21 protein-coding genes are annotated in these 24,563 nt (G+C 62.0%); 7 read left to right on the forward strand and 14 right to left on the reverse strand.

Translation table 11 applies throughout. The annotated features are described in order from the left end of the window. Genes Q0J75_RS03195 through Q0J75_RS03205 form a run of 3 tightly spaced genes read right to left on the reverse strand, consistent with a single transcriptional unit; the run spans position 1 to position 4,104 of the window. Positions 1–2,205 (reverse strand): ATP-binding protein, encoded by a 2,205-nt coding sequence (locus tag Q0J75_RS03195; protein ID WP_297196718.1) that lies wholly within the window; start codon positions 2,203–2,205, stop codon positions 1–3. Further along, entirely contained in the window at positions 2,202–3,284 is a 1,083-nt protein-coding gene (locus Q0J75_RS03200) for a metallophosphoesterase family protein (RefSeq protein ID WP_297196719.1), read from the reverse strand. Before Q0J75_RS03200 ends, Q0J75_RS03195 begins: the two co-directional genes overlap by 4 nt. Positions 3,285–3,321: 37 nt before the next feature. After that, positions 3,322–4,104: a TIGR00282 family metallophosphoesterase gene (locus tag Q0J75_RS03205; RefSeq protein ID WP_297196720.1), complete on the reverse strand. Its 783-nt coding sequence runs from the start codon at positions 4,102–4,104 to the stop codon at positions 3,322–3,324. Positions 4,105–4,241: 137 nt separating this feature from the next. Here Q0J75_RS03205 and Q0J75_RS03210 point away from each other — a divergent pair, with 137 nt between their 5' ends. Next, positions 4,242–5,489 (forward strand): serine hydrolase domain-containing protein, encoded by a 1,248-nt coding sequence (locus Q0J75_RS03210; protein ID WP_297196722.1) that lies wholly within the window; start codon positions 4,242–4,244, stop codon positions 5,487–5,489. Positions 5,490–5,502: 13 nt separating this feature from the next. Next, entirely contained in the window at positions 5,503–6,717 is a 1,215-nt protein-coding gene (locus Q0J75_RS03215) for a CapA family protein (protein WP_297196724.1), read from the forward strand. A gap of 61 nt (positions 6,718–6,778) precedes the next feature. Here Q0J75_RS03215 and Q0J75_RS03220 read toward each other — a convergent pair whose 3' ends face one another. The 3 genes from Q0J75_RS03220 to Q0J75_RS03230 all read right to left on the reverse strand — a co-directional run bounded on the left by Q0J75_RS03220 (position 6,779) and on the right by Q0J75_RS03230 (position 9,117). Then, complete coding sequence (locus Q0J75_RS03220; protein WP_297196726.1) at positions 6,779–7,348, reverse strand: hypothetical protein; 570 nt, start codon at positions 7,346–7,348, stop codon at positions 6,779–6,781. Positions 7,349–7,373: 25 nt separating this feature from the next. Continuing rightward, positions 7,374–7,802: a hypothetical protein gene (locus Q0J75_RS03225; RefSeq protein WP_297196727.1), complete on the reverse strand. Its 429-nt coding sequence runs from the start codon at positions 7,800–7,802 to the stop codon at positions 7,374–7,376. A gap of 157 nt (positions 7,803–7,959) precedes the next feature. Continuing rightward, positions 7,960–9,117: a stage II sporulation protein P gene (locus Q0J75_RS03230; RefSeq protein WP_297196729.1), complete on the reverse strand. Its 1,158-nt coding sequence runs from the start codon at positions 9,115–9,117 to the stop codon at positions 7,960–7,962. A gap of 194 nt (positions 9,118–9,311) precedes the next feature. Between Q0J75_RS03230 and Q0J75_RS03235 the strand changes: the two genes are divergently transcribed. The 3 genes from Q0J75_RS03235 to Q0J75_RS03245 all read left to right on the forward strand — a co-directional run bounded on the left by Q0J75_RS03235 (position 9,312) and on the right by Q0J75_RS03245 (position 12,277). Further along, positions 9,312–9,779, forward strand: a complete 468-nt coding sequence (locus Q0J75_RS03235; protein WP_297196731.1) for a MarR family winged helix-turn-helix transcriptional regulator — start codon at positions 9,312–9,314, stop codon at positions 9,777–9,779. 24 nt (positions 9,780–9,803) lie between these two features. Beyond that, a complete protein-coding gene (locus tag Q0J75_RS03240; RefSeq protein ID WP_297196733.1) occupies positions 9,804–10,676 on the forward strand; it encodes a DegV family protein in 873 nt (290 codons plus the stop codon). 281 nt (positions 10,677–10,957) lie between these two features. Then, positions 10,958–12,277, forward strand: coding sequence for a S1C family serine protease (locus tag Q0J75_RS03245; RefSeq protein WP_297196735.1), 1,320 nt, complete (start codon positions 10,958–10,960; stop codon positions 12,275–12,277). A gap of 116 nt (positions 12,278–12,393) precedes the next feature. Here the strand turns inward: Q0J75_RS03245 and Q0J75_RS03250 are convergent, their stop codons facing one another. From Q0J75_RS03250 to Q0J75_RS03280, 7 genes are all read right to left on the reverse strand, one after another. Further along, positions 12,394–14,121, reverse strand: a complete 1,728-nt coding sequence (locus Q0J75_RS03250) for a peptide ABC transporter substrate-binding protein (RefSeq protein WP_297196737.1) — start codon at positions 14,119–14,121, stop codon at positions 12,394–12,396. A 468-nt stretch (positions 14,122–14,589) separates the two neighbouring features. After that, positions 14,590–15,624: an ABC transporter ATP-binding protein gene (locus Q0J75_RS03255; RefSeq protein ID WP_297196739.1), complete on the reverse strand. Its 1,035-nt coding sequence runs from the start codon at positions 15,622–15,624 to the stop codon at positions 14,590–14,592. Next, the gene (locus tag Q0J75_RS03260) at positions 15,617–16,690 is read right to left on the reverse strand and encodes an ABC transporter ATP-binding protein (protein WP_297196741.1); all 1,074 of its coding nucleotides are present in this window, start codon (positions 16,688–16,690) and stop codon (positions 15,617–15,619) included. Before Q0J75_RS03260 ends, Q0J75_RS03255 begins: the two co-directional genes overlap by 8 nt. Positions 16,691–16,706: 16 nt before the next feature. Continuing rightward, a complete protein-coding gene (locus Q0J75_RS03265) occupies positions 16,707–18,047 on the reverse strand; it encodes an ABC transporter permease (protein WP_297196742.1) in 1,341 nt (446 codons plus the stop codon). A 1-nt stretch (position 18,048) separates the two neighbouring features. After that, positions 18,049–18,990, reverse strand: coding sequence for an ABC transporter permease (locus Q0J75_RS03270; protein ID WP_297196743.1), 942 nt, complete (start codon positions 18,988–18,990; stop codon positions 18,049–18,051). A 506-nt stretch (positions 18,991–19,496) separates the two neighbouring features. After that, on the reverse strand, positions 19,497–20,375 hold the full coding sequence (locus Q0J75_RS03275; protein ID WP_297196744.1) for a GNAT family N-acetyltransferase: 879 nt from the start codon (positions 20,373–20,375) through the stop codon (positions 19,497–19,499). A 31-nt stretch (positions 20,376–20,406) separates the two neighbouring features. Then, complete coding sequence (locus tag Q0J75_RS03280; RefSeq protein ID WP_297196745.1) at positions 20,407–21,321, reverse strand: DUF2156 domain-containing protein; 915 nt, start codon at positions 21,319–21,321, stop codon at positions 20,407–20,409. 217 nt (positions 21,322–21,538) lie between these two features. On the opposite strand from Q0J75_RS03280, the gene Q0J75_RS03285 reads away from it, so the two are divergent. Further along, positions 21,539–22,345 carry a PilZ domain-containing protein gene (locus Q0J75_RS03285; RefSeq protein WP_297196746.1) on the forward strand — a complete coding sequence of 269 codons (807 nt, stop codon included), beginning with the start codon at positions 21,539–21,541 and terminating at the stop codon, positions 22,343–22,345. A 248-nt stretch (positions 22,346–22,593) separates the two neighbouring features. On the opposite strand, the gene Q0J75_RS03290 is transcribed toward Q0J75_RS03285, so the two are convergent. Beyond that, entirely contained in the window at positions 22,594–23,772 is a 1,179-nt protein-coding gene (locus tag Q0J75_RS03290; RefSeq protein WP_297196748.1) for a DEAD/DEAH box helicase, read from the reverse strand. A gap of 574 nt (positions 23,773–24,346) precedes the next feature. On the opposite strand from Q0J75_RS03290, the gene Q0J75_RS03295 reads away from it, so the two are divergent. Further along, entirely contained in the window at positions 24,347–24,526 is a 180-nt protein-coding gene (locus Q0J75_RS03295; RefSeq protein ID WP_297196750.1) for a YlcI/YnfO family protein, read from the forward strand. Positions 24,527–24,563 lie beyond the last annotated feature (37 nt).

A 24,563-nucleotide genomic window follows, 5' to 3' on the forward strand; every position in this document is an offset into this window, starting at 1 on the left:
TCAGCGCTCCTGCTCCCAAGCCTTTTCCCGGCTGTGACAGGTAAAGAGCAGGATCTGCCGCTCCTTCCCCAGCTCACTCAGGCAGTCCAGAGCCAGCGCCATCCGCTCATCGTCAAAGTTGGCCAGGGCGTCGTCCAGCACCAAGGGACAGGGCTCCTCTCCCGGGAGCACCAGCCGGCAGGCCGCCAGACGTACCGCCAGATAGAGCTGGTCCGCCGTCCCCTGAGACAGCGCCAAAGCCCGCCGGGGCTGGAGGCTGCCTGCCTCCTCGGCCAGGGCCTCAAACTGCCGGGTAAGGGACACCTTGTCGTACTTGCCCCCGGTGAGTTTGGCCAGATAGTCTCCGGCCAGCCGGTTGAGGGCGGGGGAGAACCGGGCCTGGAGCCCGGTGTGGGCGGCATCCAGGGCGGTGAGCGCGGCCTCCAGAGCGGCATATTCCCGCTGCCGCCGCTCCAGCTCCTCCCGGGCAGCCTCCTTCCGCTCCTCCAGCTCCGCCGGGTCCCCCAGGGTATTCAGCTCCCCCTGGGCCATGGCCAGGCCGCTGCGCAGCCGGGACAGCTCTCCCTCGGCGGCGCTGAGCCGGGCCGCCGTCTCCGCCGGGTCGAACCGGGGCTCCACCCCGGGGTCGGCGGCCACCGGAGTGGGCTTGGGCAGGCTGTCCGCCAGCTTGACCGCCCCCTCCAGCTTGACCTGGGCGGTGGCCAGCCGCTCCTCCAGCTGGAGGGCCCGGGAGATGGCGGCAGACACCCCAAAGGTATCCTTCACCGTGGGGGCGAAGGGGTGGACCAGCTCCAGCAGGGCCTTGCGGATGTGCTCGTCCTGGGCAATCAGATCGGTGAGGGCCCGCTGGGCGCTCTCCCGCTGCTTGACCGCCTGGTCGGCCAGCGCCCAAACCTCCCGGTAGGCGCTGGCCCGGGCCAGAATCCCCTCCGGGTCCTCCGCATCATACCGCTCCAGCAGCTCCGCCGTCCGGCCGGCGGCCCTCTTTTTCCACACAACCGCCGCCGCAATCAGGCCCACGCCCACTCCGGCCAGCACGCCGCAGGCCGCGCCCCCCATCCAGGGGGCGGGCAGCACACCGGCAAAGGCCAGGGCCAGCGATCCGGCGGCCAGCGCCAGGGCGATGACTCCCCCGGCGTACAGTCCCCCGCAGCGGGGCATTTCCCCCGCCGCCTGGGCGTCGTCGCTGGCCTGCTCCCAGGCCTCGTCGGGGGTCATCTGAGGAAAGAGGGGGTTGGCCATGGCGGCGGTGGCGGCGCGTTCTCCGTCCTTGGCCTCCTCCAGCCGCTCCTCGGCCTGCTTTCGGCTGGTGTGGAGGGCGTTGAGCCGGTTCAGCTCCCCTTGAGCCTGCTGCAAGGTGGCCTTGTCCGGGGGCGCACCGTGGCGGTTGAGCTCGGCCCGGATGGCCTCCACCTGCCCCTGTGCCTGCTCCAAAGCGGCCTGGGCCTCCTCCCACCGCTGGCGGCGGGAGGCCATGGCCCGGGCCAGGTGGGCGTCCCGCTCGGCCTGGAGATGCTTGTGCTCGGCCTGGAGCTTGTCCAGCTCCCGCTTGGCCTCCTGGGCCAGGCGGAAGGCCTTGGCCTGACGGCCCTCCAGTTCCCCGTCGGCGGCCAGCTCCTCCTCCAGTTTGGGAATGAGGCCGGTCTTGTTGTGCCTGCGGCGGTTGAGCCAGTCCCGCAGGCGGCGCTCCACCTGGGAGTAGGACACATCCTCCTCCCCGCTGGAAGCCAGGGCGGCGATGCGGGCCTCCAGCGCGGGGGCGCCGTCGATGGCGGTCCCCCCCTGGCCCACAAAGGCGGAGCGTTCAAAGACCTCCCGGGGAGCGCCGATGAGGGTCTCCCCCACGTTGTCGGCGGTGAGGAAGGGCACCGGCTCCCCGGTGGCGGTATATACCGCCTCAAACTTGCCGAAGGGGGTGTTTCCCTTGGGTCCCCGGCGGAGGGTGATCTCCTCCCCCTTCCACTCCAGCTCCACTACGCCTTCCATGGCCCCGCCGTTCCAGGGCTGGTAGCGGTTTTTCTCGGCGATGTGGCCCTGCTTGTCCCGCTCCTTGGTGTTGATACCGTAAAACATGGCCCGCAGGAAGGCGGACCAGGTGGACTTGCCCCCCTCGTTGGGGGCTTGAAGAATGTTGAGCCCCTCCTTCAGCGTCAGCTCCTGGTTGTCCAGGCCGCCGAAGGTGGCTTTCATACGCAGAATTTTCATGGACAGGGGTCCTCCCCGTTTTCCAGCGCCGCCAGGGCAAAGCGGGCGGCCAGCTCGGCCTCCGGCCCGCCGCTCCCCTTCAAGGCCCGGAGGACCAGCCCGGTGAGGGTGTCCTCCCCCGCCCGGGCCCACAGGTCCCGGTACTCCCGGGTCTGGTCCCGCAGGGTGACGCTATAGTAGTATGGTTCCGCCTGGGCGGTGAGGGCGGCCAGGTCCGGGAGCCCAAAGCTCCGCTGGCCGGTGAGCAGAATGCGGCAGCAGTCGCCGCAGGGCTCCCCCGGCAGGACGGCCTCCAGGGCCTCGGCGGCGCTGTCAGCCCCGGTGACGTCGGCCTCCACGATCTCATACCGCCGTCCGGCCAGGGGGACGAACTGGGCGGTGACGTCGCCGGGGCTGTCCCCTACGGTGACGGCCAGCACCCCCTTGTCCCCCGTCTCGTCAAAGCCTCTCCCCTCGGGGCAGCCGGGATAGGCCCACCAGGTATCCCCCGCCTTTTGCAGCCCCGAACAGGCGTGGACATGGCCCAGGGCCAGATAGGTCAGGCCGCTGGCGGCAATATCCGCCGGGTCGATGGGGCCATAGCGGCCCTTGCCCTCCACGTCGCCGTGGAGGACCATCAGGTGGACCTGTCCGTCCTGGGGGGCGGTAAAGCCCATCAGGGGAGAGCGGTCTGCCTGGGGAGTGGTGAAGGCCGCCCCGTGGACGGTACAGCCCAAATCGGGCAGAGCCACCGACTCAATGCCCACCGAGGAAAAGATATGTACGTTGTCGGGCCAGGCGGTGTTGGCGTACACCGACCGGGGACCGTAGCAGTCGTGATTGCCGGGGGCGATGAACACCGGGGCGTGGATCTGGCCCAGGGTGCGGGCCAGGGCCTCCACCGTCTCCTGGTAGGTCTGGCTGCCGTCCAGCAAATCGCCGGACAGCAGCACCAGGTCGGCCTGCCGCTCCTCCGCCAGGTCGGCCAGCTTGTCCAGCAGGGCCCGCTGCTCCTCCCGCCGCTGCCGGGCCTTATCGGCCGGCAGGGCCGCAAAGGGGGCGTCCAGATGAAAATCCGCCCCGTGAATGATGGTCAGCATGGTTTTGTGTTCCTTTCCAACAGGATATTGCGCAATATTAGTCCCGGATGTCCACCCGTTCCACCCCTACACACTTGCGGGTGTCGGTGTCAATGGAGAACAGGACGCTCTCCAGCTTGCAGGGACCCTCCGCCTGCTCAAAGCGCCGGGGCAGCCCCCCCAAAAAGCGGTTGATGGCCTGCTCAGGTCGGATGCCCAGCACGCTGCGGGCCGGGCCGGTCATGCCCAGGTCGGTGACAAAGCCCAGGCCCTTGGGCAGCACCTGGCCGTCGGCGGTGGGCACATGGGTGTGGGTGCCCCACAGGGCCTGGACCCGTCCGTCCAGATAGTACCCCATGGCCCCCTTTTCGCTGGTGGCCTCGGCGTGGAAGTCCACCAGCACCAGGTCCGCCCCCTCCATCCGTTTCAACACCCGGTCGGCGGTGGTGAAGGGGTTTTCAAAGTTGCTGTCCATCTCGCACCGGCCGATGAGGTTCACCACCCCGATGCGCAGGCCCTGGGGGCCGTCGTACACCCCCCAGCCCCGGCCGGGCACCCGGTTGGTGTAGTTGGCGGGCCGGAGGGTATACCGGTCGTTCTCCAGAAAGTCCGCGATCTGGATGCGGTTCCAGGTGTGGTTGCCCAGGGTGATGACGTCGGCCCCGGCGTCAAAAATATCCCGGGCCTGCCGGGGCAGAATACCAACGCCGGAGGCGTTCTCCCCGTTGACCACGGTAAAATGAACGTCATGGAGCTTTTTCAGGCTGCGGAGGTGACGGGCCAAACATTCCATACCGCTCTCGCCCACCACATCGCCTACCGCCAGCACGTGTAAGATCATAGTCTGCCTCCCTCTTTGTGTTTACGCAGTATTGTTTATTATATGTGATTTTTCAAAAAAGAGCAATTCCCGATTGCCCTCCTTTCCTTTTTTCGCGCTTTATGGTAAGATAGTGGAAAAAAGGGGGTATTTTGTTGTTGAAACGGTTTGTTCCTCTGCTCTTGTCCCTGAGCCTGGGGATGGCCCTCGCCGCCTGCGGAACGAAAGACGCCACAGAGTCGGCCCCGCCGGTCTCCCTTCCGCCCGCTGCGGCCACCCCCACGCCCACCCCGGAGCCGACCCCCACCCCCATCCCCGCTATCACACAAGTTGGGCTGGATGAGGCGGTGGCCCAGGCCGGTACGGACCACGGGGCGGTGGGCGTCCAGGCCGCCGTGATCCAGGACGGAACGGTGGTGTTGGAGAGCGCCTGGGGCTGGGCAGTCAAGGACAGCGTGGCCCTCACCCCCCAGCACAAGCTGCGCTGTGCCTCCCTCACCAAGGTGGCGGTGGGCCTGTCCACCGCCCTGCTGCTGGACCAGGAGGTGATCGACCCGGAGGCCGACATTGCCCAATACTGGGGCTCCACGGTGTGCAACCCCTACTATCCCGACACCCCGGTGACCATTGACGCCCTCATCACCCACACCTCCTCCCTCAGCGACGCCAGCAGTCTGTCCGCCCTGAAGGGTACCGCCGCCCGCCAGCGGCTGGCGGGCAGCGGCTTTCAGGCGGTGTGCCCCGGCGACCCCGCCGGGTGGTCGTATAACAACTACGGCTTTTCGGTGCTGGGCATGACTTTGGAGCTGGCCGCCGAACAGCCGCTGGACCAGGTGCTGGGAGAGGGGATGCTCCAGCCCATGGGCATCGACGCCGCCTTTGAGGCGGGCAGCGTCACCCACACCGAGCTGCTGGCCCCCCTCTATCAGGGCGGTTCTATGAGCCGCTCGGTATCGGAAATGCTGGGTTATGTGTGCAATCCCACGCCGGGCTACCGGGGCAACTTCTTTGCCGGCGGCTTTACGTGCAGCGCCGGGGACTACGCCCGGCTCATCGCCGTGCTGGCGGCGGACGGGGAATATGAGGGGCAGACCCTTCTCTCCCCGGAGGCGGTGACCTATCTGGAGACCCCCCTGGACCAGCCCATCACTGATGAAAACCGGGGCGTTACTTTCTACCAGTGCCGCCCCCTGCGGTATCAGGAGGACATGTACGGCCGGGAGGGGCTCTACTACCACACCGGCTCGGCCTATGGCTTTTACGGTTTTTTGTCCTATGACCCGGTGACAAAAGACGGCCTGGTGGTGTTCACCACCGGCGCCGAGGGTTCCATAGATTCCTACGGGGTGTATGCCGTCTGCGGCGAGATTGCCCAGGCGGTGTACGACCCCGCATCACGCGCATAAGGAGGCCGCTTTTATGGGCCGTTTTTCCATCCTGCTGCTGACCACCATGACCGCTGTGGTCCTCACCGGCTGCCAGAGCGCCCCCGTCTCCACTCCCACCCCAGAGGCGGCAGTCACCCCCACCCCTACCGCTGCGCCCACGCCCACACCTACCCCCCAGCCCCCCACCACCGCCACCCTGGCGGTGTGCGGCGACGTGATGAGCCACATGCCGGTGACCAACGACGCCTGGGACGAGGGGGCGGGCATCTACGACTACACCCCCATTTTTGAGGCGGCCCGCCCCTATGTGGAGGGGGCGGACTACGCCGTGGCCAACCTGGAGACCACCCTGTCCACCCAGGGGCCTTATTCCGGCTACCCGGCCTTCAAATCCCCCGCCGCCCTGGCAGGCGATCTGAAGGACCTGGGCTTTGATCTGGTGCTCACTGCCAACAACCACTGTCTGGACCGGGGGTATGACGGGTTGGTATCCACCCTGGACCAGCTGGACCAGGCGGGGCTGGCTCATGTGGGCACCGCCCGCTCGGCGGAGGAGGCCCAGCCCGATACCGCCATCCAGGTGGCCGACGTGGGGGGCATTTCGGTGGCCTTTCTGGGGTACACCTACGGCACCAACGGCATCCCCCTGCCCAGCGGCAAGGACTATGCCGTCAACCTTTTCAACACCGATTACATGACCACCCTGTCCACCCCGGACACCGACCGGCTGGAAGCCGATCTGGCCGCCGCCCGGGCGCTGGACACCGATCTCATCGCCGTGATGATCCACTGGGGAGTGGAGTACCAGACCACCCAAAATTCCTATCAGGAGGAGCTGACCGACCTGCTCATCGCCAACGGGGCCGACCTGGTGCTGGGGGGCCACTCCCATGTGCCCCAGCCTCTGGAGATGCGCACCGTCACGGCGGCGGACGGCACCCAGCACACCGGCTTTGTGTGCTACTCTCTGGGCAACTTCATCTCCTCTCAGGTGGACCCCCTCACCGACACCACCGCAGTGCTCACCCTAGAGCTGACCCTGGATCATGAGACGGGAGAGGCAGGGGTCACCGGCTGGTCCTATGTGCCCATGCTCATGGTGCGGCGGGACGGCACCGCCCAGGTGTTTACCCTTACCGACGCCTCCGCCATCCCCGCCGGGGCCTCCGACGCCCTGGTCCACAAGCTGGAACAGGCTGTGTCGGACTGCGCCTCCATCCTGGGCCCCACCCCGGCGTCCCCCTGACCACAGCAAAAACCAGCCCCTGGTCATTGTCTATTTGACAATGGCCAGGGGCTGAATTCATTTATGCGCCGATAAACTCCGTAAATTCCAACAGGTTTTCCCGCAGGGACTTATCGCCGTCATACTGGTAGCCACCGCAGAAGGTCCCATCCTGCAGCCACCACAGCAGATCCTGGGGATGCTCTGGGTCTATGCCCTCCAAAGCCGTGTCGGTGGTGACCAGCAGCCTGCCGTGGGCCAGCAGGCCGTTGAGCTGGTCCATAAAATCGGCCAGCGCCGCCCCGTCAAAACCTTCGTGCATGGGGCTGCCCCAGTTCACATCAAAGCTGACGCTCTCCTCCTGAACGGGTACGGCCTTTCCCTGGGCGTCCAGGGAGAACAGGGTGTATGCATAGGTGGCATAGCCCTGGTACATGGTGGGGTTGTAGCGAAGCAAGTAGTCTTTCCCGTCCAGCTTACAGGCAAAGAGACTGTTGTAGCCGGAATGTGCGGCGTGGGCCTCTTCCCGCCACAGGACGGTGCCATCCGGTTTTTTTACCCGCAGTTCAAACCAGGGATATACATCGTCATGCTTTTCCAGTTCCACCGTCTCCAGCGTCCCGTCCTGGTCAAAATCATAGTCTCCCAGCAAAGCGGCGCTGTCTTCCTGTCTCTCCTCACCATAGAAGCAGATTAAAAATCCGCTCCTGCTCCACCCATTCTGCGGGTTCTGTCACAGAATATTGGCCTTCCTCAGGATGCATCCGCAGCTGGGCAGTGTATGTGGTCTGGTTCTGTGTGTAGAAGAAACGAACAGCGCCCCCGTCCACCCACTGAAAGTCGGATGTCAGAAAAAGTGCAACCTGATCGGCATTGACGCAGAGCTGGGAACTGTCCTTCAGCTTTTCCAGCTTTGCGATTTGCGACACAATCTGCTGCGGCTCCATCTGGGAGGGATGGGCGTCCTCCATGGGAAAGGTACGGCTGGCGGTGAGATCACGCAAAAACCACACCCCCGCTACCACACCGGCCGCCAGAGCTGCTGCTGCCACCCAGAAGGCAGGCTTTTTGGAATGGGTCACCCAGTTCAGAAAGACGTGCTTCATGCCGTGCCTCCTTTTGTCTCAAACAGACCGTTCACCGTTAGTCTATTGGAGCAGGCACCAAAAGTCAACAGAATGTTCCATACTTCTGCCAGGCACACCGCAAAAAGCCCAACTCCACTCATGGAGTTGGGCTTTGCCATTTTTTCGACAGCTTCAGCTACTCCGCCAGCCCCAGCAGCACCTGCCCAGCGGCCCGGGCAAAGAGCCGGGCCCCCGCCAGGGCCTCCTGGAGGGTATTGCCGTGGGTACCCACCTCCACCAGCAGGGAGCCAGTGGACAGCTCCTGGTTATAGCTGGAGGCGCGGAAGGTCATGGGCCGGGCCAGAGTGGGATAGAGGGTATTCATACCGGTCTGGAGCTTGCAGGCCAGGGTGAGATTTTCCATCCAGTGGGGATTGCTGCCGTTCTGGCCGTGACCCACCACCAGCATCACCTGGGCGGTGTCCACCCCGTCGATCCGGGTCACCGCCTTGTATACCGTGCCATCCTCCCCCACCAGGGCGTCCCGGTGGACGTCCAGCACAATTTTGATGGAGGGATACTGGGCCAGATAGTCCTTTACCGTCTGGGCCGAGCGGGTATAGGCCTGGTTGTACTGGGGATAGTCGTGGAGGGTACGGTCGTGGACCACCCTTAATCCCATCTCGGTGAACACCCGCTCCATCTCATCTCCCACCCGGAGCATATTGTCCTCCTCCTCCAGGGTGCGGGACTGGTCGCTGGGGGTATATACGTCGGTGCCGTCGGGGGTATAGGCCTCGGTAGCGTGGGTATGTATGATGAGGATTTGGGGTCCCTCCGCCGGCAGGGTGATGTTCACCGCCGCCCCAGCGGCCCCCGCCAGATCCACGCTCTCCCCGGTGCGGTTGTAGAGGTACAGTCCCCCCGCCACGTCATAGCCCTGGGGGCTGGTGGGGATGAGGGTGCGGGCCACAATGTCCGACGGGGCGGCGGTGACCTGGGGCTCCTCCCCCATGTCGTCGTGGTCCTCGGCAGGCTGTCCGGCGGGCAGCTGTGGGTCCTCCTCTGTCCCGCTCAGGTACTCCGCCACCGCCCCCTGGCTGCCGGTCAGCAGCAGGGACTGCCCCACCGCCAGCCGGTCCCAGCCGTCCAGCAGGCTCAAAGGCCCGTCCTCCTCCGGGGCCTTTCCCAGCTCCGCCGCCAGGGCGGTGGCCACAAAGCCGCCGCTCTCCCCCAGACTCCGCAGGGCCCCCGACGCGCCGCCGCACAACAGCAGCAGCCACACCGCCAGGGTGGCCAGGAACAGAGCGGCGCACCGCCGCAGCAGCCGTTTCCAAACAATGGGCCGTTTCATATCGCACCATCCTCATCTGTATTCCCGGCGTCCCCGGGTCATTCTACCCTATGCGCCGCCCCCGGCAGGTATGCCTTGTCCCAGAAAAACCTCCGCCTAAAAATAGTTTGACGGTCAAAATAGTATCTTGACTTTTCCCTTTAATCCGGTATAATGCAGTTGCTGACACAGGCCATGGAGGAAAGGAGGCATCTGTGGAGCGTTCCAGCGAGTTATTTCATCAGTTTCTCTCCGAGGTCTTTGGGGACATCCTGAAGCGGGAGGAGGCCAGCCTGGCCGCGGGGGACCTGTCCCTGCGGGAGGTGCAGCTCATCGACGCGGTGTGCCGCACGGTGGACCAGGGCGGGGACAACCGCTCCACCGCCATTGCCGCCGCCCGGCAGATGCCGGCGGGCACCCTGACCTGCGCCGTGGACCTGTTGGTAAAGAAAGGCTACCTCACCCGCCTGCGGGACAGAAAGGACCGGCGGGTGGTGCGGCTGATGCCCACCCAGCAGGGCCGGGCTGCCAGCGAACAGCACCGGGCCTTCCACCGCCGGATCGCCGACAGTCTTTTATCCGTTCTCACCGATCAGGAGGCCTCCGCCCTGCTGCGGGGGCTGGAGAAGCTCACCGACTTTTTTCGGGGCGGCCCCCAGGCCCCAGTCAATCAGAAACCATAACAGTGCGGATAAGTGAGGTTATTTATGAGTAAAATCGCCATCGCCACCGACAGCAACAGCGGCATCACCCAGGCCCAGGGCAAGGAGCTGGGCATTTTTGTGCTGCCCATGCCCTTTTACATCAACGACGAGCTCTTTCTGGAGGATATCACCCTCTCTCAGGAGCAGTTCTATCAGCGGCTGGAGGAAGGCGCCGACGTAAAGACCACCCAGCCCTCCCCCGGCGACGTTACCGACCTGTGGGACAAGATCCTCCAGGACTATGACCAGATCGTATATATTCCCATGTCCAGCGGCCTGAGCAGCTCCTGTGAGACCGCCATGATGCTGGCCCAGGACTACGAGGGCAAGGTCTTTGTGGTCAACAACCAGCGCATCTCGGTGACTCAGCGCCAGTCGGTGCTGGACGCCAAGGCCATGGCCCAGGCGGGCAAGAGCGCCCAGGAGATCCATGATTATCTGGAGCGCACCAAATTTGACTCGGATATCTACATCACCGTGGATACCCTGAAGTACTTAAAGAAGGGCGGCCGCTGCACCCCCGCCGCCGCCGCTCTGGGGGCGGTGCTGGGCATCAAGCCGGTGCTGCGCATCAAGGGGGAAAAGCTGGACTCCTTTGCCAAGGTCCGGGGCTGGAAGGCGGCCAAAAAGTCCATGATCGACGCCATCCGCCACACCATGGACACCGATTTTGCCGGTCTGTCCGGTCCTGAGCAGCTCCACATCGCCGCCGCTTACACCGGCGACCGGGCCGCCGCCGAGGAGTGGCGGAAGGAGCTGGAGGCCACCTTCCCCGGCTACCCCATTCACATGGACCCCCTGTCCCTGTCGGTGGCCTGCCACATCGGCCCCGGCGCCCAGGCAGTGACCGTCAGCAAGGCTCTGGAGCTGAAATAACTTTCATGAAAACAGGCGGACCGCAATTTTTGCGGTCCGCCTGTTTTTACACCTCTTTACGGAAAATAGCCGGTTCTTTTCCACATTTCCCGGCCGGATTGTGGAAAACTTCGTGGAAAACGGCCCTCTCCGGTGGAAAGAACGGTCCTTCCCGATCCTGTCGAGGATGGAAACAATTTAAAAATCATGCATATTTTCTTCATAATTCCGCCACAATTACGGGTTATCCTAAGACTCGTTCAAAGGAAACAACAAACCTGTTGTCAAAGGAGAGATCCGTTATGTATTACAGCGATTATAACCGGCCCCCCGAAGATCGGGAGCCCATCATAGAGACCGACCAGTTCCAAGTCCATGACGCCGAGCCCCCCAAGAAAAAGAAAAAGGGCGGCTTTGGCAAGCTGATTGCCGTAGGCCTGTGCTGCGCCGTCATCGGCGGCGCGGTGGGCGGCGGCGGCGTGTGGGCCGCCAGCCGGTTCGGCAGCAATTCCACCACCATCTATGAAGGCAATCGTCCTACCGCCGTGTCTCTGGCCAATGTGGACGGCAAGACCGTCCTCTCCGCCGAAGAGGTATACGCCTCCAACCTGGGGGCGGTTGTGGGCGTTAACGGCAACGTGACCACCAACGTGTGGGGCCAGACCGTGAAAAACGCCGTGTCCGGCTCCGGCTTCGTTATCAGTTCCAACGCCACCACCAGCTACATCCTCACCAACTACCACGTGATTGACGGGGTCAGCGACATCAAAGTGACCTTCGCCGACGGCAGCAGCTATGACGCCACTCTGGTGGGCGGTGAGGAGGAAAACGACATCGCTGTGCTGCAAATCAACCAGGGCAACCTGCAAACCGTGGTGCTGGGCGACTCGGACGCCATCAACGTGGGCGAGAACGTGTACGCCATCGGCAATCCCCTGGGTGAGCTGACCTTCACCTTCACCGGCGGCTATGTCTCCGCCAAGGATCGCTCGGTGACCATGAGCGACGGCACCGTCATGAACATGATCCAGACCGACACCGCCATCAACTCGGGCAACTCCGGCGGTCCCCTGTTTGACAAGTACGGCCAGGTGGTGGGTATCGTGTCCGCCAAGCTTTCCTCCAGCTCCAGCTCGGAGGCCTCTGTGGAGGGTCTGGGCTTCGCCATCCCCATCAATGACGTGAAGGACATGGTCACCTCCATCATGGAGAACGGCTACGTCACCGGCAAGCCCAACGTGGGCATTCTCATGAATGACGTGGATAGCTCCGCTCAGCGGTACGGCGTTCCCGCCGGGGCAGAGATCATGGCCATTCTGGACGGCTCCTGCGCCCAGACCGACGGCCTCCAGGTAGGCGACATCATCACCGCTGTGGACGATACCACCGTCACCAGCTCCTCTCAGCTCTCCTCCGCCGTAAAGAATTATAAGGCCGGCGACACCGTCACCTTTACAGTGTACCGGGACGGCCAGACCACCACCGTCCAGGTAACGCTGGACGAGGACAACCAGGAGCGGCAGGAGGCCATGAACCAGCTCCAGAGCGACTACCAGTCCCAGCAGTCTCAGTCCCAGCAGGGCGGCAATTACTACTACAACTTCCCCTTCGGCGGCTGGTAATCATCACGCTATACAAAACCCGGATGTGCTAAACAGCACATCCGGGTTTTTATGTATTGGCACAAAAAACGGACGGAGCCGGTCGGCTCCGTCCGTTTTGGGGGGTCTTGATGATCTTAGCCCTGGGTGCAGGTGTCGAAGAAGAAGTAGCCCAGGGGGCAGTAGTACATACCCTCAATGCCGTCGGCCAGCATATAGGACTGGGTGTAGAAGTACAGGGGGTTGACCACCCAATCCTGCTCCAGCAGGATGTCCTCAGCCTCGTGCATGAGCTGCATCCGGGTAGCAACATCGGAGGTGGCCTTAGCCTCCTGAATCTTGGCGTCATAGTCGGGGTTGGAGTACTGAGCGTCGTTGTTGCCGCCGCCGGTGAGCCACATATCCAGGAAGGTCATGGGATCATTGTAGTCAGCGATCCAGCCGTTACGGGCGATGGAGTAATCGCCGTCCTTACGGGTCTGCAGGAAGGTGCCCCACTCCTGGTTGGTCAGGGTGACGGTCACGCCCAGCTCGGTCTGCCACATGTTCTGCAGAGCCTCGGCAATGGCCTTGTGGTTGTCGTCGGTGTTGTACAGGTACTCAACCACAGGGAAACCCTCGCCGTTGGGATAGCCAGCCTCGGCCAGCAGAGCACGGGCCTCCTCGCAGTTGGCCTCGTAAGCGTCGGTAGTGGGATCGTAGTAGTCGCCGCCCACGGTGCGGAAGTCGTCGCCCTCAACACCGGCAGCGTCGTACACGCCGGCGGGCACATAGGCGCCGGCCTCCACCTGACCGGTCTGAGTGATCTCGGTCACGATATAGTTGCGGTCCACAGCCAGGGTGAAGGCCTTACGGACGCGCCAGTCGTCGAAGGGAGCCTTCTGGGTCTGGTAGCAGACATAGTAGGTGCCCAGGTAATCCACAACCTTCATCTCGCCGGAGGACAGCAGGCCGGCCACCTCGTCCACGGGCACGGTCTCGATGAAGTCCAGCTCGCCGGTGTTAAAGCCGTTCAGCTGGGCGTTGTTGTCGTCCATCAGCTTGAAGGTGATCTTCTGGGGACCCAGCTTATCCACATTGTAGTAGTACTCGTTGGGCTCCATGACGATCTGAGAGTTGGTCTCACGGACGGTCATCTTGTAAGCGCCGTTGGAGATATAGGTCTCGGGGGTGTAGGTCCACTCGGGATTGCTCACCACGTCCTCACGCACGGGGAAGGTGGCGGGGAAGGCGCAGATCTCGGTGAAGTAGGGCAGATCAGAAGTGATGGTGACCACGAAGGTCTTGTCGTCGGGAGCGGAAACGCCCAGCTCAGAGGGCTCCATCTCGCCGTTCATGATGGCGTTGGCGTTGACCACGCTGTCGATCATATAGCTGTAATCAGCGGCGGTGGCGGGGGTGACCAGGCGCTGCCAGGAATACACGAAGTCCTGAGCGGTCACGTCCTTGCCGTCGGACCACTTGATGCCGTCGCGCAGGTGGAAGGTGTAGGTGACGGTGCCGTCCTCGTTGACCACCTTGTCATAGCTCTCAGCCTGGCCGTAGCCCAGCTTGGCGTCGTTGCAGGTGCCGTCGGAACCGGCGGTCTCGCTGCCGGAATCCTCCCAGCGCATCAGACCCTCAAACATGTGGTTGATCATGATGGCGCCGTCGACCGCGCTGTTCAGGGCAGGGTCAATGGTTTGGGGCTCGGAAGCGATGCTCATGCTGATCTCAAAAGCGCCGCTGCTCTCATTGTTGGCCGTTTCGCTGTTCTGGGGGGCGGTGCTGTTGGTGCTGCCCTCATTGCCGTTGCCGCAGCCGGCCAGCACGCCAAACACGAGGGCCCCGGACAGAGCCAGAGAGACAAGCTTTCTCTTTTTCATGGTTGGACCTCCATCTTTCATTTTTGTATCGAATCGCCCGAAGGCGGGATACACCAGCAGAGGATCTTGGCGCCCGCTTGCGGGCGCCGAAAGGCCATGGCCTTTCACACGGTAAAGTAACTGAGTGGTATTATACCACAGGTAAGTACACGGTGTAAAGGAAATGTTTCAAAATTGTTACAGGCTTGTAAGTTTGTTTGAAAAAAGGCGGCTTTGGCCGCCTTTTTTCCACTATTTTTCCATTTTTGGATGGCACACAAGAGCGTCCGCCCCCGCTTATCCCAGCAGGTGACAGGCGGCGTAGTGCCCGGGGGCGTGCCCCCCACCCGGCCTGGGCCGGGCGGGTCCCCTTTCTTTTCTCTGCGCGGGCGAACTGAATTCGCCCGGCATCAAGGGTTTGGGCGCAGCCCAAACCGCTTGTACGCCGCTACGCGGCGGCTCGCTGCGCTCGCAAGAGCCCGCCCCTGCTTACCCCAGCAGGTGACAGGCGGCGTAGTGCCCGGGGGCGTGCTCTTTGAACTGGGGCACGGCCTGCTTGCACTTCTCAGTGGCATAGGGGCAGCGGGTATGGAACCGGCAGCCCGTGGGGGGATTCATGGGAGAGGGGATGTCGCCCTGAAGCACGATGCGCTGGCGGGTGCGGCTCACCTCAGGGTCGGGCACCGGCACAGCGGACAGCAGGGTCTTGGTATAGGGGTGGATGGGGTTGCGGTTGAGCTCGTAGCTCTCAGCCAGCTCCACCAGCGTACCCAGATACATCACGCCGATGCGGTTGGAGATGTGGCGCACCACGCTGAGGTCGTGGGCGATAAACAGATAGGTCAGGCCCAGGTCCTGCTGCATATCCTCCAGCATGTTGACCACCTGGGACTGGATGGACACGTCCAGAGCGGAAATGGGCTCGTCGCACACAATAAACTCAGGCTTTACCGCCAGAGCCCGGGCGATGCCCACACGCTGCTGCTGGCCGCCGGAGAACTCGTGGGGATAGCGGTTGGCGTGCTCGGTGTTCAGACCCACCCGGGACAGCAGCTCCTTAATGCGGTCGGTGCGCTCCTTTTTGTTGGCGCACAGCTTATGGATGTCCAAAGCCTCGCCGATGATCTCGCCCACCGTCATACGGGGGTCCAGAGAGGCGGAGGGGTCCTGGAAAATGATCTGCATCTTCCGCCGGTAGGGCAGCATATTGGCCACGGTGGGCTTGGGGGTCTTGACATGGACCAGCTGGCCGCTTTCATCCTTCTGCCAGGGGTCCTCCCCCTCAAAGATGGGCTGACCGTCATAGATGATCTTGCCGGACGTGGGGGGATGGAGCTGGAGAATGGTACGGCCCAGGGTGGTCTTGCCGCAGCCCGACTCACCCACCAGGCCCAGGGTCTCGCCCCGCTTGATGAAGAGGGACACGTCCTCCACAGCCTGGATGCCGGGGCCCTTGATGCCCTTGACGCCAAAGTATTTCTTCAGGTGATCCACCTGAACGAGGATATCTTTTTTCTCACTCATGGTCGCCCGCCTCCTTGTTCTCGGTCTGCGAGCCAGCCTTGGCGTCCGCCTGGCCGGACTTCTCCTTGGCCATCTGCTCCTGCACCCGCAGCCAGCAGGCGGCGCGGTGGTTCTCCCCCAACTCCACGTAGGGGGGCATCTTCTGCAAGCAGATCTTCATGGCGTACTCACAGCGGGGGGCGAAGGGGCAGCCCTCGGGGGGATTGAGCATATCCACGGGGGTACCCTCGATGGGGATCAGGCGCTCATAGCTCTCGGCATCCACACGGGGCATGGACCGCAGCAGGCCCATGGTATAGGGGTGGCCGGGCTTGTAGAAGATATCGTCCACCGGGCCCTGCTCCACCATCTTGCCGGCGTACATGACGGAGACCTTGTCGCAGATCTCAGCCACCACGCCCAGGTTGTGGGTGATGAAGATGATGCCCATGTGGGTCTTCTTTTGCAGATCCTTCATCAGCTCCAGGATCTGGGCTTGGATGGTCACGTCCAGAGCGGTGGTGGGCTCGTCGGCAATGAGCAGCTGGGGATGGCAGATCAGGCCCATGGCGATCATGACGCGCTGGCGCATACCGCCGGACAGCTCATGGGGGTACTGCTTCATCCGCTTTTCCACGTTGTTGATGCCCACCAGCTCCAGCATCTCCATGGCCCGCTTGGCGGCCTCCTCCTTGGAGACCTTCTTGTCGTGGGCCTTCAGGGCCTCGATGAGCTGGTTGCCGATGGTGTACACCGGGTTGAGGCAGGTCATGGGGTTCTGGAAGATCATGGCCACCTTGTTGCCCCGCAGGTCGATCATCTCTTCCTTGCTCTTGGCCAGCACGTCCTCACCCTCCAGGGTGATGGAGCCGCCCACCACCTTGCCGGGGGACTGGAGCAGGCCGATGATGGAATAGGCCTCCACGCTCTTGCCGGAGCCGGACTCGCCCACGATGCCCATGACCTCGTCATAGTTCAAATCATAGCTGATGCCGCCCACCGCCTTGACCTCGCCGGCGGGGGTGAAGAAGGAGACGTGGAGATCCTTCACTTCCAGCAGCTTGCCGCTTTTCTGTTTCTCTTCCATGTTGTCTCCTCCTTTCTTACTTCTTCAGCCGGGGATCCAGGGCGTCCCGCAGGCCGTCACCAAACAGGTTCAGGCAGAGGATCATGACGCTCAGGATGGCGGCGGGGATGAACAAACGATAGGGATAGCTGGTCAGACCGCTCAGGGCGTCCGAGCACATGGAGCCCAGGCTGGTCATGGGGGCGGAAACGCCCATGCCCAGGAAGGACAGGAAGGACTCGGTGAAGATGGCCGAGGGGATCTGCAGGAAGGTGGTGGTGACGATCTGGCCCACGCAGTTGGGCAGCAGGTGGCGCTTGATGATACGCCCGCCCTTGGCGCCCAGCGCCCGGGCGGCGGTCACATACTCCTGCTGCTTGAGCTGGAGGATCTGGCCGCGGATGATACGGCTCATGGTCACCCAGTACAAAAGGCCGAAGGCGATGAAAATAGAGATCAGGTTGGGGCCCAGGGTGGTGACCAGCTGCTGAAGGGGTCCGTTGCCCGAATTCTGGAACTGTTCAAACACCGGCTTAAGGGTAGTACCCAGCAGCAGGATGATGAGCACCTCGGGGATGGTGTAGATGACCTCCACGATGCGCTGCATGACGGCGTCCACCTTGCCGCCGAAGTAGCCGGAAATAGAGCCGTAGATAGCGCCGATGATGAGCACGATGATGGCGCAGCAGATACCCACGATCATGGACACACGGGCGCCGATCATGGTACGGACCATGATGTCACGGCCATGGGTGTCGCAGCCGAACACATGGGGGAAAACAGACTCGCCGTTTTCCATGCGCTGCAGCTCATCGTCGGAGTAGCCGAAGGGCTTGGCCTTGATGCCCAGAGCCTCAATGGCGGCAGCCTCGGTGACCTCGCCCTCGCCGCTGCCCTGGCTGGCCTTGGCGTTGGCGCGGATCTTGGCCTCCTCAATGCGGGAGAGCTCCTCGCCCTTGGCGGCGGCCTCCGCCTTGGCCTGTTCCACCGCCTCGTCGGGGGTCAGGTTGGCGGTATTGTTGTGCTCTTCCATGTATGCGTCAATGCGGGCCTGGTCCTCCAGGGAATAGTGCCAGGGGTGCAGATTGTTGGCGCCGCGGATCTGCTCGTCATAGCCGTAGGGCACCAGCAGCGGGCCCACAAAGGCAAACAGGCCGATGAGGATCACGATGACCATGGCCACCATGGCTACCCGGTTGCGGCGCAGCCGCCGCCAGGCGTCCTTCCAATAGGACACGCTCTTGCGGTCCTGAATAAAGCTCTCCTTCTCCTGGGCGCTGGCGGGCTCGAAGGCGTTGTCGGGCAGATTGTTCCACTCCAGGATATCCTCCACGTCCGGCTGGAGAGAGCCAAGCACTTTTTTTCTTTTCTCTGCCAACTCAGTTCCCTCCCTTGCTCAGATTGATACGGGGGTCCACCAGCTTATACAGCAGGTCCACCACCAGGTTCATAATAATGATGAAGGCAGCCAGGAAAATGGTGGTGCCCATGATGATGGGATAGTCGCGGTTCTGGATGGACTGGACGAAGTAGCGGCCCAGGCCGGGGATGGAGAAGACGGTCTCCACCACGAAGCCGCCGCACAGGGTAAAGGCCACCTGGGGCCCCAGATAGGTAATGACGGGGATGAGGGCGTTGCGCAGGGCGTGCTTGAAGATAATCTTCTTGTTCTTCAGGCCCTTGGCCCGGGCAGTCTTGATGTACTCCTGGTTGATGGAGTCCAGCATGGCGGTACGGGTCTGCCGGGACAGGTAACACATGGGATAGAAGCCCAGAGCCAGACAGGGCAGCACATAGCTTTTCAGGCTGCCGTCAAAGATGGTGGGGAAGATCTTGAATCCATCAATGCCGCCTGCCAGCAAGTAGAGCAGTATGGTTGCCACCACAAAGCCCGGCATGGATATGCCTATGGTACAGATGACCCGCAGCAGACTGTCTACCCACGTGCCTCGCTTATAGGCGGCCAGACAGCCCAATGGGACGCCCACCAAAATGGCCCACAGGATGGCGATGATACCAATGGCGGCCGAGACGGGAAACATGGTGGTGATGATGTCCAGGACGGGACGGTCCTTCTGCATCTTGATGGAGGTGCCAAAATCGCCGTGGACAATATTGGCCAGGTACTTGCCCAACTGGACAATGACCGGCTGGTCCAGGCCGTACTTCTCATTCAGAGCGTCGATGGTAGCCTGAGGCGGGGTCTTCTCAGACAGCCAAGGACTGCCCGGAATGGCGTTCATGAGGAAAAAAGTGAGGCAGATGACGATAAACAGCGTGATTACTGCCATCAGCACTCTTTTCAAAATGTATTTTGCCATTTCTTCACTTCCTATACCAGTCTCTGTTCGTTTTCCGTGAATCTCCCCACAATACACTATAAACGTTCGTTTATTTTATCGTAAATAGATACTTCCGTCAAGAGTTGTATGGCCTGAATTTGATGGAATCGCCGTCAAATCTTGCAGGTGTCCGTGTCAAAAGGACACTTTTCTGCATAATTGTCCATTTCTTCTTTCGACTTCAGACGCTTTTTCCCCTTGTATTCCATGGTTTTCGGCACTTTTTCTCTCTAGCGTGATAAAATTTCCTGATAATTATCCATTTTTCGCCCGCCAATATTCATCCCGGCGGAATTCCTGCAAATGGACCGCTTTGAAGCCCGCCCTGTCATCCGGTTGCAAAAAGGCGGGCGGACACACTGCTGTGTGTCCGCCCGCCCCGGCTTGTCAATCATCTGCTTCGCCTAACGCCTCGCCAAATTCCCCCGTCCAAAGGCGGCGGAATCCGGCGGGAAGCTGTGGTTTTCCCGCAAAAAGGACCCTTCTCAGTCAAACCCCAGCCCCATATAGCCCTGAGTCTCCTCGCCCCATTGGGCGCCCTTTTCCTGGTTATACCATTTAATCATCCCGAAGGGCTGGAGGTAGCTGCCCTGCATCCCATCCCACTGGGCGGGGGTGCGCACAAAGCACCGCTGCCCGGGCAATTTGGCCGCCAGGGCGGCCAGTCCCCGGGGCATGTGCTCCGGCGGCAGCAGCAGCTCCTTGAACACCACGCTCTCCTCGTCCACATACTCGGCGGCGGCACAGCCCTGGAACGCCCCGATGGCTATCCGGTACAGCCCTCCTCCGCTCCGCTTGCCCAGGCCCTCCTGGTAGCGGATCAGCGGCTCTCCATAGGACACCGAGGGCAGGCCGGAGAGCACCTGTTCCCGAATGGCGTTGTACTCCGCAGGGCCGATGGGCTCCACCCGGTCCGCCGGGTCCGCCGGGGTGGTCATGCTCCGCAGCAGCTCCACCTTTCGGGTGAAAAAGCCGGGCAAAAAGCCCACCATGCCGAAGAAGCGGAACAGGCTGGCCTCGGCAGGCACTACGGTCACGCAGTCCGCCCCCCGCTTTTTCAGAAACTCGTCTACATAGAGCAGCAGCTGCCGGCCGTAGCCCTTGCTCCGGACCGCCGGATCGGTGGCTAGGGCGTAGATATACCAGGCCGACGCCTCACCGCCGCCGGGCAACGCGATGGTGTGGGGCAGCAGGGCCAGCATGGAGGCCAGCTTGCCGTCCTCCAGCACCAGGAGCATATCCTCCGGCCGCCAGCAGCACGTATAAAACCAATCAATCAAACAGGGGTCGTCGCCAAAAGCGGTCTGCCACAGGTCCTTCTGGGCCTGGGCCTCTGACGGACGGGATGGACGGATCTCTACCATGGGAACACTCCTCTCTTTCACCAGCCCTCGTTCAGGGCCGTAACGTCGCAGCGTATTTTTCCACCAGCAGGTCGGGGTAATAGGACAGTTTGGCCTTTCGCAGGCCTTCCACGCCCATGTCGTCCTCCCGGTTCAGGTATTTGATCTCCGGGTGGCGCTGGCGCACCCAGCGGGCAAACTCCCGGTTAATCATGGCATAGGCCCCCTGGAGCTCGCCATAGGCCTTTTCAAAGTGGACGTCGTAGGTATCGGCGGACAGCTTGTCCCCCATGGTAAAGGCCACAACCTCGCCGTACACCCGGATCAGACCGCCCTCCAGGCCCAGGGCCTGATAGTCCTCCATGGCGGTACGCAGGGCGATCCCCTCGTCCCCCAGTTCCCGCTCCTCCGCTTGGCCCTCCCGCTGGAGAGAGCGGCGGTACCACTCCCGGTCCATCTCCAGGCACTCGGCCAGGCTGTCCGGGGTGATCTCCTCATACACCCAGGTGGGGTTGTTCTCCATAAACCGGTTGATGTGGTTGCGCTTGGCGTGGAGCTTTTTGCCCCCCAGGTCGGCCAGCCGATCGATCTCATAGAGGTAATCGTAGCCGTCCCGGTCGGCCACATAGGTAAAACGGCCGGGGAAAAACTCCTCCAGCTCGGCCATCTGGCCCCGGGTCAGGCACACCAGCCGCAGGGGCTGGCCCCGGCCGGCGGCGTCTGCCTCCAGCATACGGATGGCCCCGGCAATATCCCCGGCTCCGGCGGGGTACAGATAGCTGCATCCCATCCGGCCGCACAGGTGGGTAAACAAAAAACCGTTCCCCTGGGCGATCTCCACGCCGTAGGTCTTTTTCCATACATAGAGGTTGGTAAAGTTATAGTCGCAGCCCCGGTAATTGCCCCGGGCCAGCAATCCGTCCACCCAGGCCTTATCCGCCGGAGCGGGCGTTTTAAATGCGATCATAAAGGGTATTCTCTCCTAACATTTTCCCAGTATGCCGCCATGATAGCACGTCAATCCACAAATAGCAAGGGAAATCCGGCGTATCCCGTCCCCGCCGCAACAAAACGCCCCGGGCTTTGCCCTTGACAGAATCTGTCGCTGGTGTTAGTCTGGACATACATTTCAGAAAATTTTAAGCTGCGTCCTCACCGCTGGCGGCGCAGGAAGGGGGCCCATTATGTCCGAGACACAGGACCAAACCCAGCAGACCCCGGAAGTTATCAACGAGATACCAGAGCGCCCTGAAACAGAACCAGAGAATACCGAAGCTGTACCGGAATCCGCAGAAACCCCGCCGGAAGGCACCGAAACAGTCCCCTCGGCGGCGGACGTGGCCTTAAAAGAGCTGCTCTCAGAATGTCAGGGCGCGGCCTGCGAGGTCCAGAGTGAGGACAACTATCTGTTTTTTGCCGGACATGTGGCGCAGCAGGACCCCGATTTTAAGGTGGTAGCCATTGAGCCCCGCCGGGGCAGCGAAGCCCCCCTGGGGGTGGAGCACGGCACCCCCGTCAAGGTCCAGGTCCGTGTGCGGACCGAATGGGGCAATCTGGTCATGATCTACGGCGCCGTGTCGTCAGCCGGGGCGGAGAGCTGGAACGTCTTTGTGAAACACGCGGTGGCCTGTACCGAGTGCCGCCGGGCCTTCCGGCAGCGGGTAACCGTTGACGCTCAGCTTCTGTGGGGTCCCGGCTTCCACTTCCGGGGCAAGTGTCAGCTGGACGACATCAGTCTGGTTGGAGTGGCCTTTTACAGCCCCCTCAAACTGGATGTGGGACGGCAGCTCATCCTCAACGTCCCCGCCCTGCTCCCTGGCGGGTCCAGCTATAAATTTTCCTGTACCGTGGCGGTGTGCCGGAATACCGCCAAGCCCACCCAGGCCCCCCGCTGGCGGTATGGCTGCTCCTTTGAGCCGCTGGACGAAGAGGTGGAGTCTTTGCTGTACAAGGATATCATGACCCTGCAAAACAAGGGTATGCTGGTGTAAATCAGATTTTAGTAAGAAAGGGCTGCTGCGCCGTTGCGCAGCAGCCCTCAGTTTATCAACAAAGCCTCGCAGAGTTCGCGCCCGCAGGCGCGAAAAAAATCTGATCTGTTTTCAGCCGCGACATGTGCGTGGCTGAAAACACTTCTCAGGCTGCAAGTGTGGGTTTTGTCCGCCACAAGCGGAGAAAACCTGCATGCGGCAGACTGCAACCTACTCGAAAAAGTGGCTTTGCCACTTTTTCGACGGTCTCACAGCTCCACCAGCATCAGGCAGCCGTCCTGATCGTATTTCAGCCGCTGGACCTCCGCCTTGGTGTTGCGGATGATGTCGTCCATGCGCACACTCTCAGTGACGGTGGCCACAAAGGTGTAGGCCACGCCGTGGCGCTTGGCCCGGCCGGTACGGCCGATGCGGTGGGTGTAGTTCTCCAGCTCGTCGGGCACATCGTAGTTGAACACCGCATCCACATCGTCGATGTCCAGGCCCCGGGCGGCCACGTCGGTGGCCACCAGCACCTTGATCTCACCCTTCTTGAACTTGTCCAGGGTCTTTTCCCGGACCCGCTGCTGAATGTCGCCGTGGATGGCCTGACAGGAGATGCCCCGCATATTCAGCAGGCCCGCCAGCCGGTCGGTCATATTTTTGGTGTTGCAGAAGGCAATGGCCCGCTCGTAGCCTCCGTGGGTAATGAGGGCGGCAATGGTGTCCAGCTTCTTCTCCCGTCCGTCCAGGTCCACCCGGTACTGGGTGATGTCGGGCTTGGACTCCTCCACCGGCCGGACCGTGATTTCCACCGGGTCCCGCTGGTACACCCAGGAGATATCCATCACCTCCCGGCTGATGGTGGCGGAAAACATGCCCATGTTCTTCCGGTGCTTCAGCTGGTCCAGAATCCGGGTCACATCCCGGACAAAGCCCATGTCCAGCATCCGGTCGGCCTCGTCCAGTACCACCGTCTCCACCTTGTCCAGGCGCACGGTGCGCCGCTTCATGTGGTCCATCAGCCGCCCCGGAGTGGCCACCACGATCTGGGGCCGCTTTTTCAGGGTGGTGATCTGCTTTTCAATGGGGGCGCCGCCGTAGAGGCAGACGGTGCGCACCCCCTCCTTAAACTCGCACAGGTCCCGCAGCTCCTCCTGGATCTGCACCGCCAGCTCCCGGGTTGGGGCCAGCACCAGGGCCTGGACCTCCTCCCGGGCCGGGTCGATGTGCTCCACCATAGGGATACCGAAGGCAAAGGTCTTGCCGGTGCCGGTGGGGGCCTTGGCGATGACGTCCTTCCAGTCCATGAAGTAGGGAATGGCCCCGGCCTGGACCGGAGTGGCCTGAACATATCCCTTTTTGTCGATGGCCTTCATGACCTCGGGGGACAGGCCCAGGTCAGCATAATTAACGATCTCGTTGACCTGCTCGCCGTTGATTTCCATGGGTACAAAACTTCCTTTCCGTTTCAATCTGCCTGATTCAAGGTCCCCACAGGCATCGAAACTCCCTTTCGTACCCAACGCCCTCTTTCCCCGGGGCGCGACCTCAAATCGTACCGAAAAAGTGTATCATATTATAGGAATAAATGCAATCCTTTCACCCGGAGCGGCCGGGATGCCCGCCGGAAGAGGGCGTAACAATATAGAGACCGGCCTCTGCAAATGGCATTGCCACCATTTAGGGTAGGGCCGCCATATATGGCGGCCGAATCTCCCGGCGGTGATGGACTGGCGACCATAAAAGGCCGCCCCCGCCTTTGATTCATCCATTTCCTTCCTCCGTCCCATACAAAGCAGTCCAGGTTTCCAACGCTTCACTGGTACCATGCAGCATACCCCGGTAATAATAGTACCGGCAGCAACCATAGGGGCCTTTGCCGACGCCAAAGGGCGGACACTGCACATACGCGCTTTCCCAGTCCATATCCTCACCCCGTTGTCTTACAATTCGTCTTACATACTTATAACATAAATTGTATTACGTTGTAAATGACAATATGTAAGACGCGGTGATTCTATGGCAAAATTCAAGCTCCCAGCCGTTCCCGGCACCACCTCAAAAACCATTCGCTTTCCCAATCCCATTCTGGAAGAGGTGGAAAAGGCCATTCAGGGCACAGACTGCAACTTTTCCCAGTTTGTGATTGAGGCCACTCGGGTGGCGCTGGAAAACCTGAAGGAAGCGGACAACCCGTAAGGGGCAATGCACGCCACACACAAAAAGGACGTGCCGC

Source organism: uncultured Flavonifractor sp. (assembly GCF_944385615.1).
In the GTDB taxonomy this organism is placed as follows: domain Bacteria; phylum Bacillota; class Clostridia; order Oscillospirales; family Oscillospiraceae; genus Flavonifractor.

Coding starts and splice junctions, on each gene's coding strand:
- Q0J75_RS03195 (WP_297196718.1), bottom strand. CDS start 2,205: ATGAAAATTCTGCGTATGAAAGCCACCTTCGGCGGCCTGGACAACCAG.
- Q0J75_RS03200 (WP_297196719.1), bottom strand. CDS start 3,284: ATGCTGACCATCATTCACGGGGCGGATTTTCATCTGGACGCCCCCTTT.
- Q0J75_RS03205 (WP_297196720.1), bottom strand. CDS start 4,104: ATGATCTTACACGTGCTGGCGGTAGGCGATGTGGTGGGCGAGAGCGGT.
- Q0J75_RS03215 (WP_297196724.1), top strand. CDS start 5,503: ATGGGCCGTTTTTCCATCCTGCTGCTGACCACCATGACCGCTGTGGTC.
- Q0J75_RS03225 (WP_297196727.1), bottom strand. CDS start 7,802: ATGAAGCACGTCTTTCTGAACTGGGTGACCCATTCCAAAAAGCCTGCC.
- Q0J75_RS03230 (WP_297196729.1), bottom strand. CDS start 9,117: ATGAAACGGCCCATTGTTTGGAAACGGCTGCTGCGGCGGTGCGCCGCT.
- Q0J75_RS03240 (WP_297196733.1), top strand. CDS start 9,804: ATGAGTAAAATCGCCATCGCCACCGACAGCAACAGCGGCATCACCCAG.
- Q0J75_RS03245 (WP_297196735.1), top strand. CDS start 10,958: ATGTATTACAGCGATTATAACCGGCCCCCCGAAGATCGGGAGCCCATC.
- Q0J75_RS03250 (WP_297196737.1), bottom strand. CDS start 14,121: ATGAAAAAGAGAAAGCTTGTCTCTCTGGCTCTGTCCGGGGCCCTCGTG.
- Q0J75_RS03255 (WP_297196739.1), bottom strand. CDS start 15,624: ATGAGTGAGAAAAAAGATATCCTCGTTCAGGTGGATCACCTGAAGAAA.
- Q0J75_RS03260 (WP_297196741.1), bottom strand. CDS start 16,690: ATGGAAGAGAAACAGAAAAGCGGCAAGCTGCTGGAAGTGAAGGATCTC.
- Q0J75_RS03270 (WP_297196743.1), bottom strand. CDS start 18,990: ATGGCAAAATACATTTTGAAAAGAGTGCTGATGGCAGTAATCACGCTG.
- Q0J75_RS03275 (WP_297196744.1), bottom strand. CDS start 20,375: ATGGTAGAGATCCGTCCATCCCGTCCGTCAGAGGCCCAGGCCCAGAAG.
- Q0J75_RS03280 (WP_297196745.1), bottom strand. CDS start 21,321: ATGATCGCATTTAAAACGCCCGCTCCGGCGGATAAGGCCTGGGTGGAC.
- Q0J75_RS03285 (WP_297196746.1), top strand. CDS start 21,539: ATGTCCGAGACACAGGACCAAACCCAGCAGACCCCGGAAGTTATCAAC.
- Q0J75_RS03290 (WP_297196748.1), bottom strand. CDS start 23,772: ATGGAAATCAACGGCGAGCAGGTCAACGAGATCGTTAATTATGCTGAC.
- Q0J75_RS03295 (WP_297196750.1), top strand. CDS start 24,347: ATGGCAAAATTCAAGCTCCCAGCCGTTCCCGGCACCACCTCAAAAACC.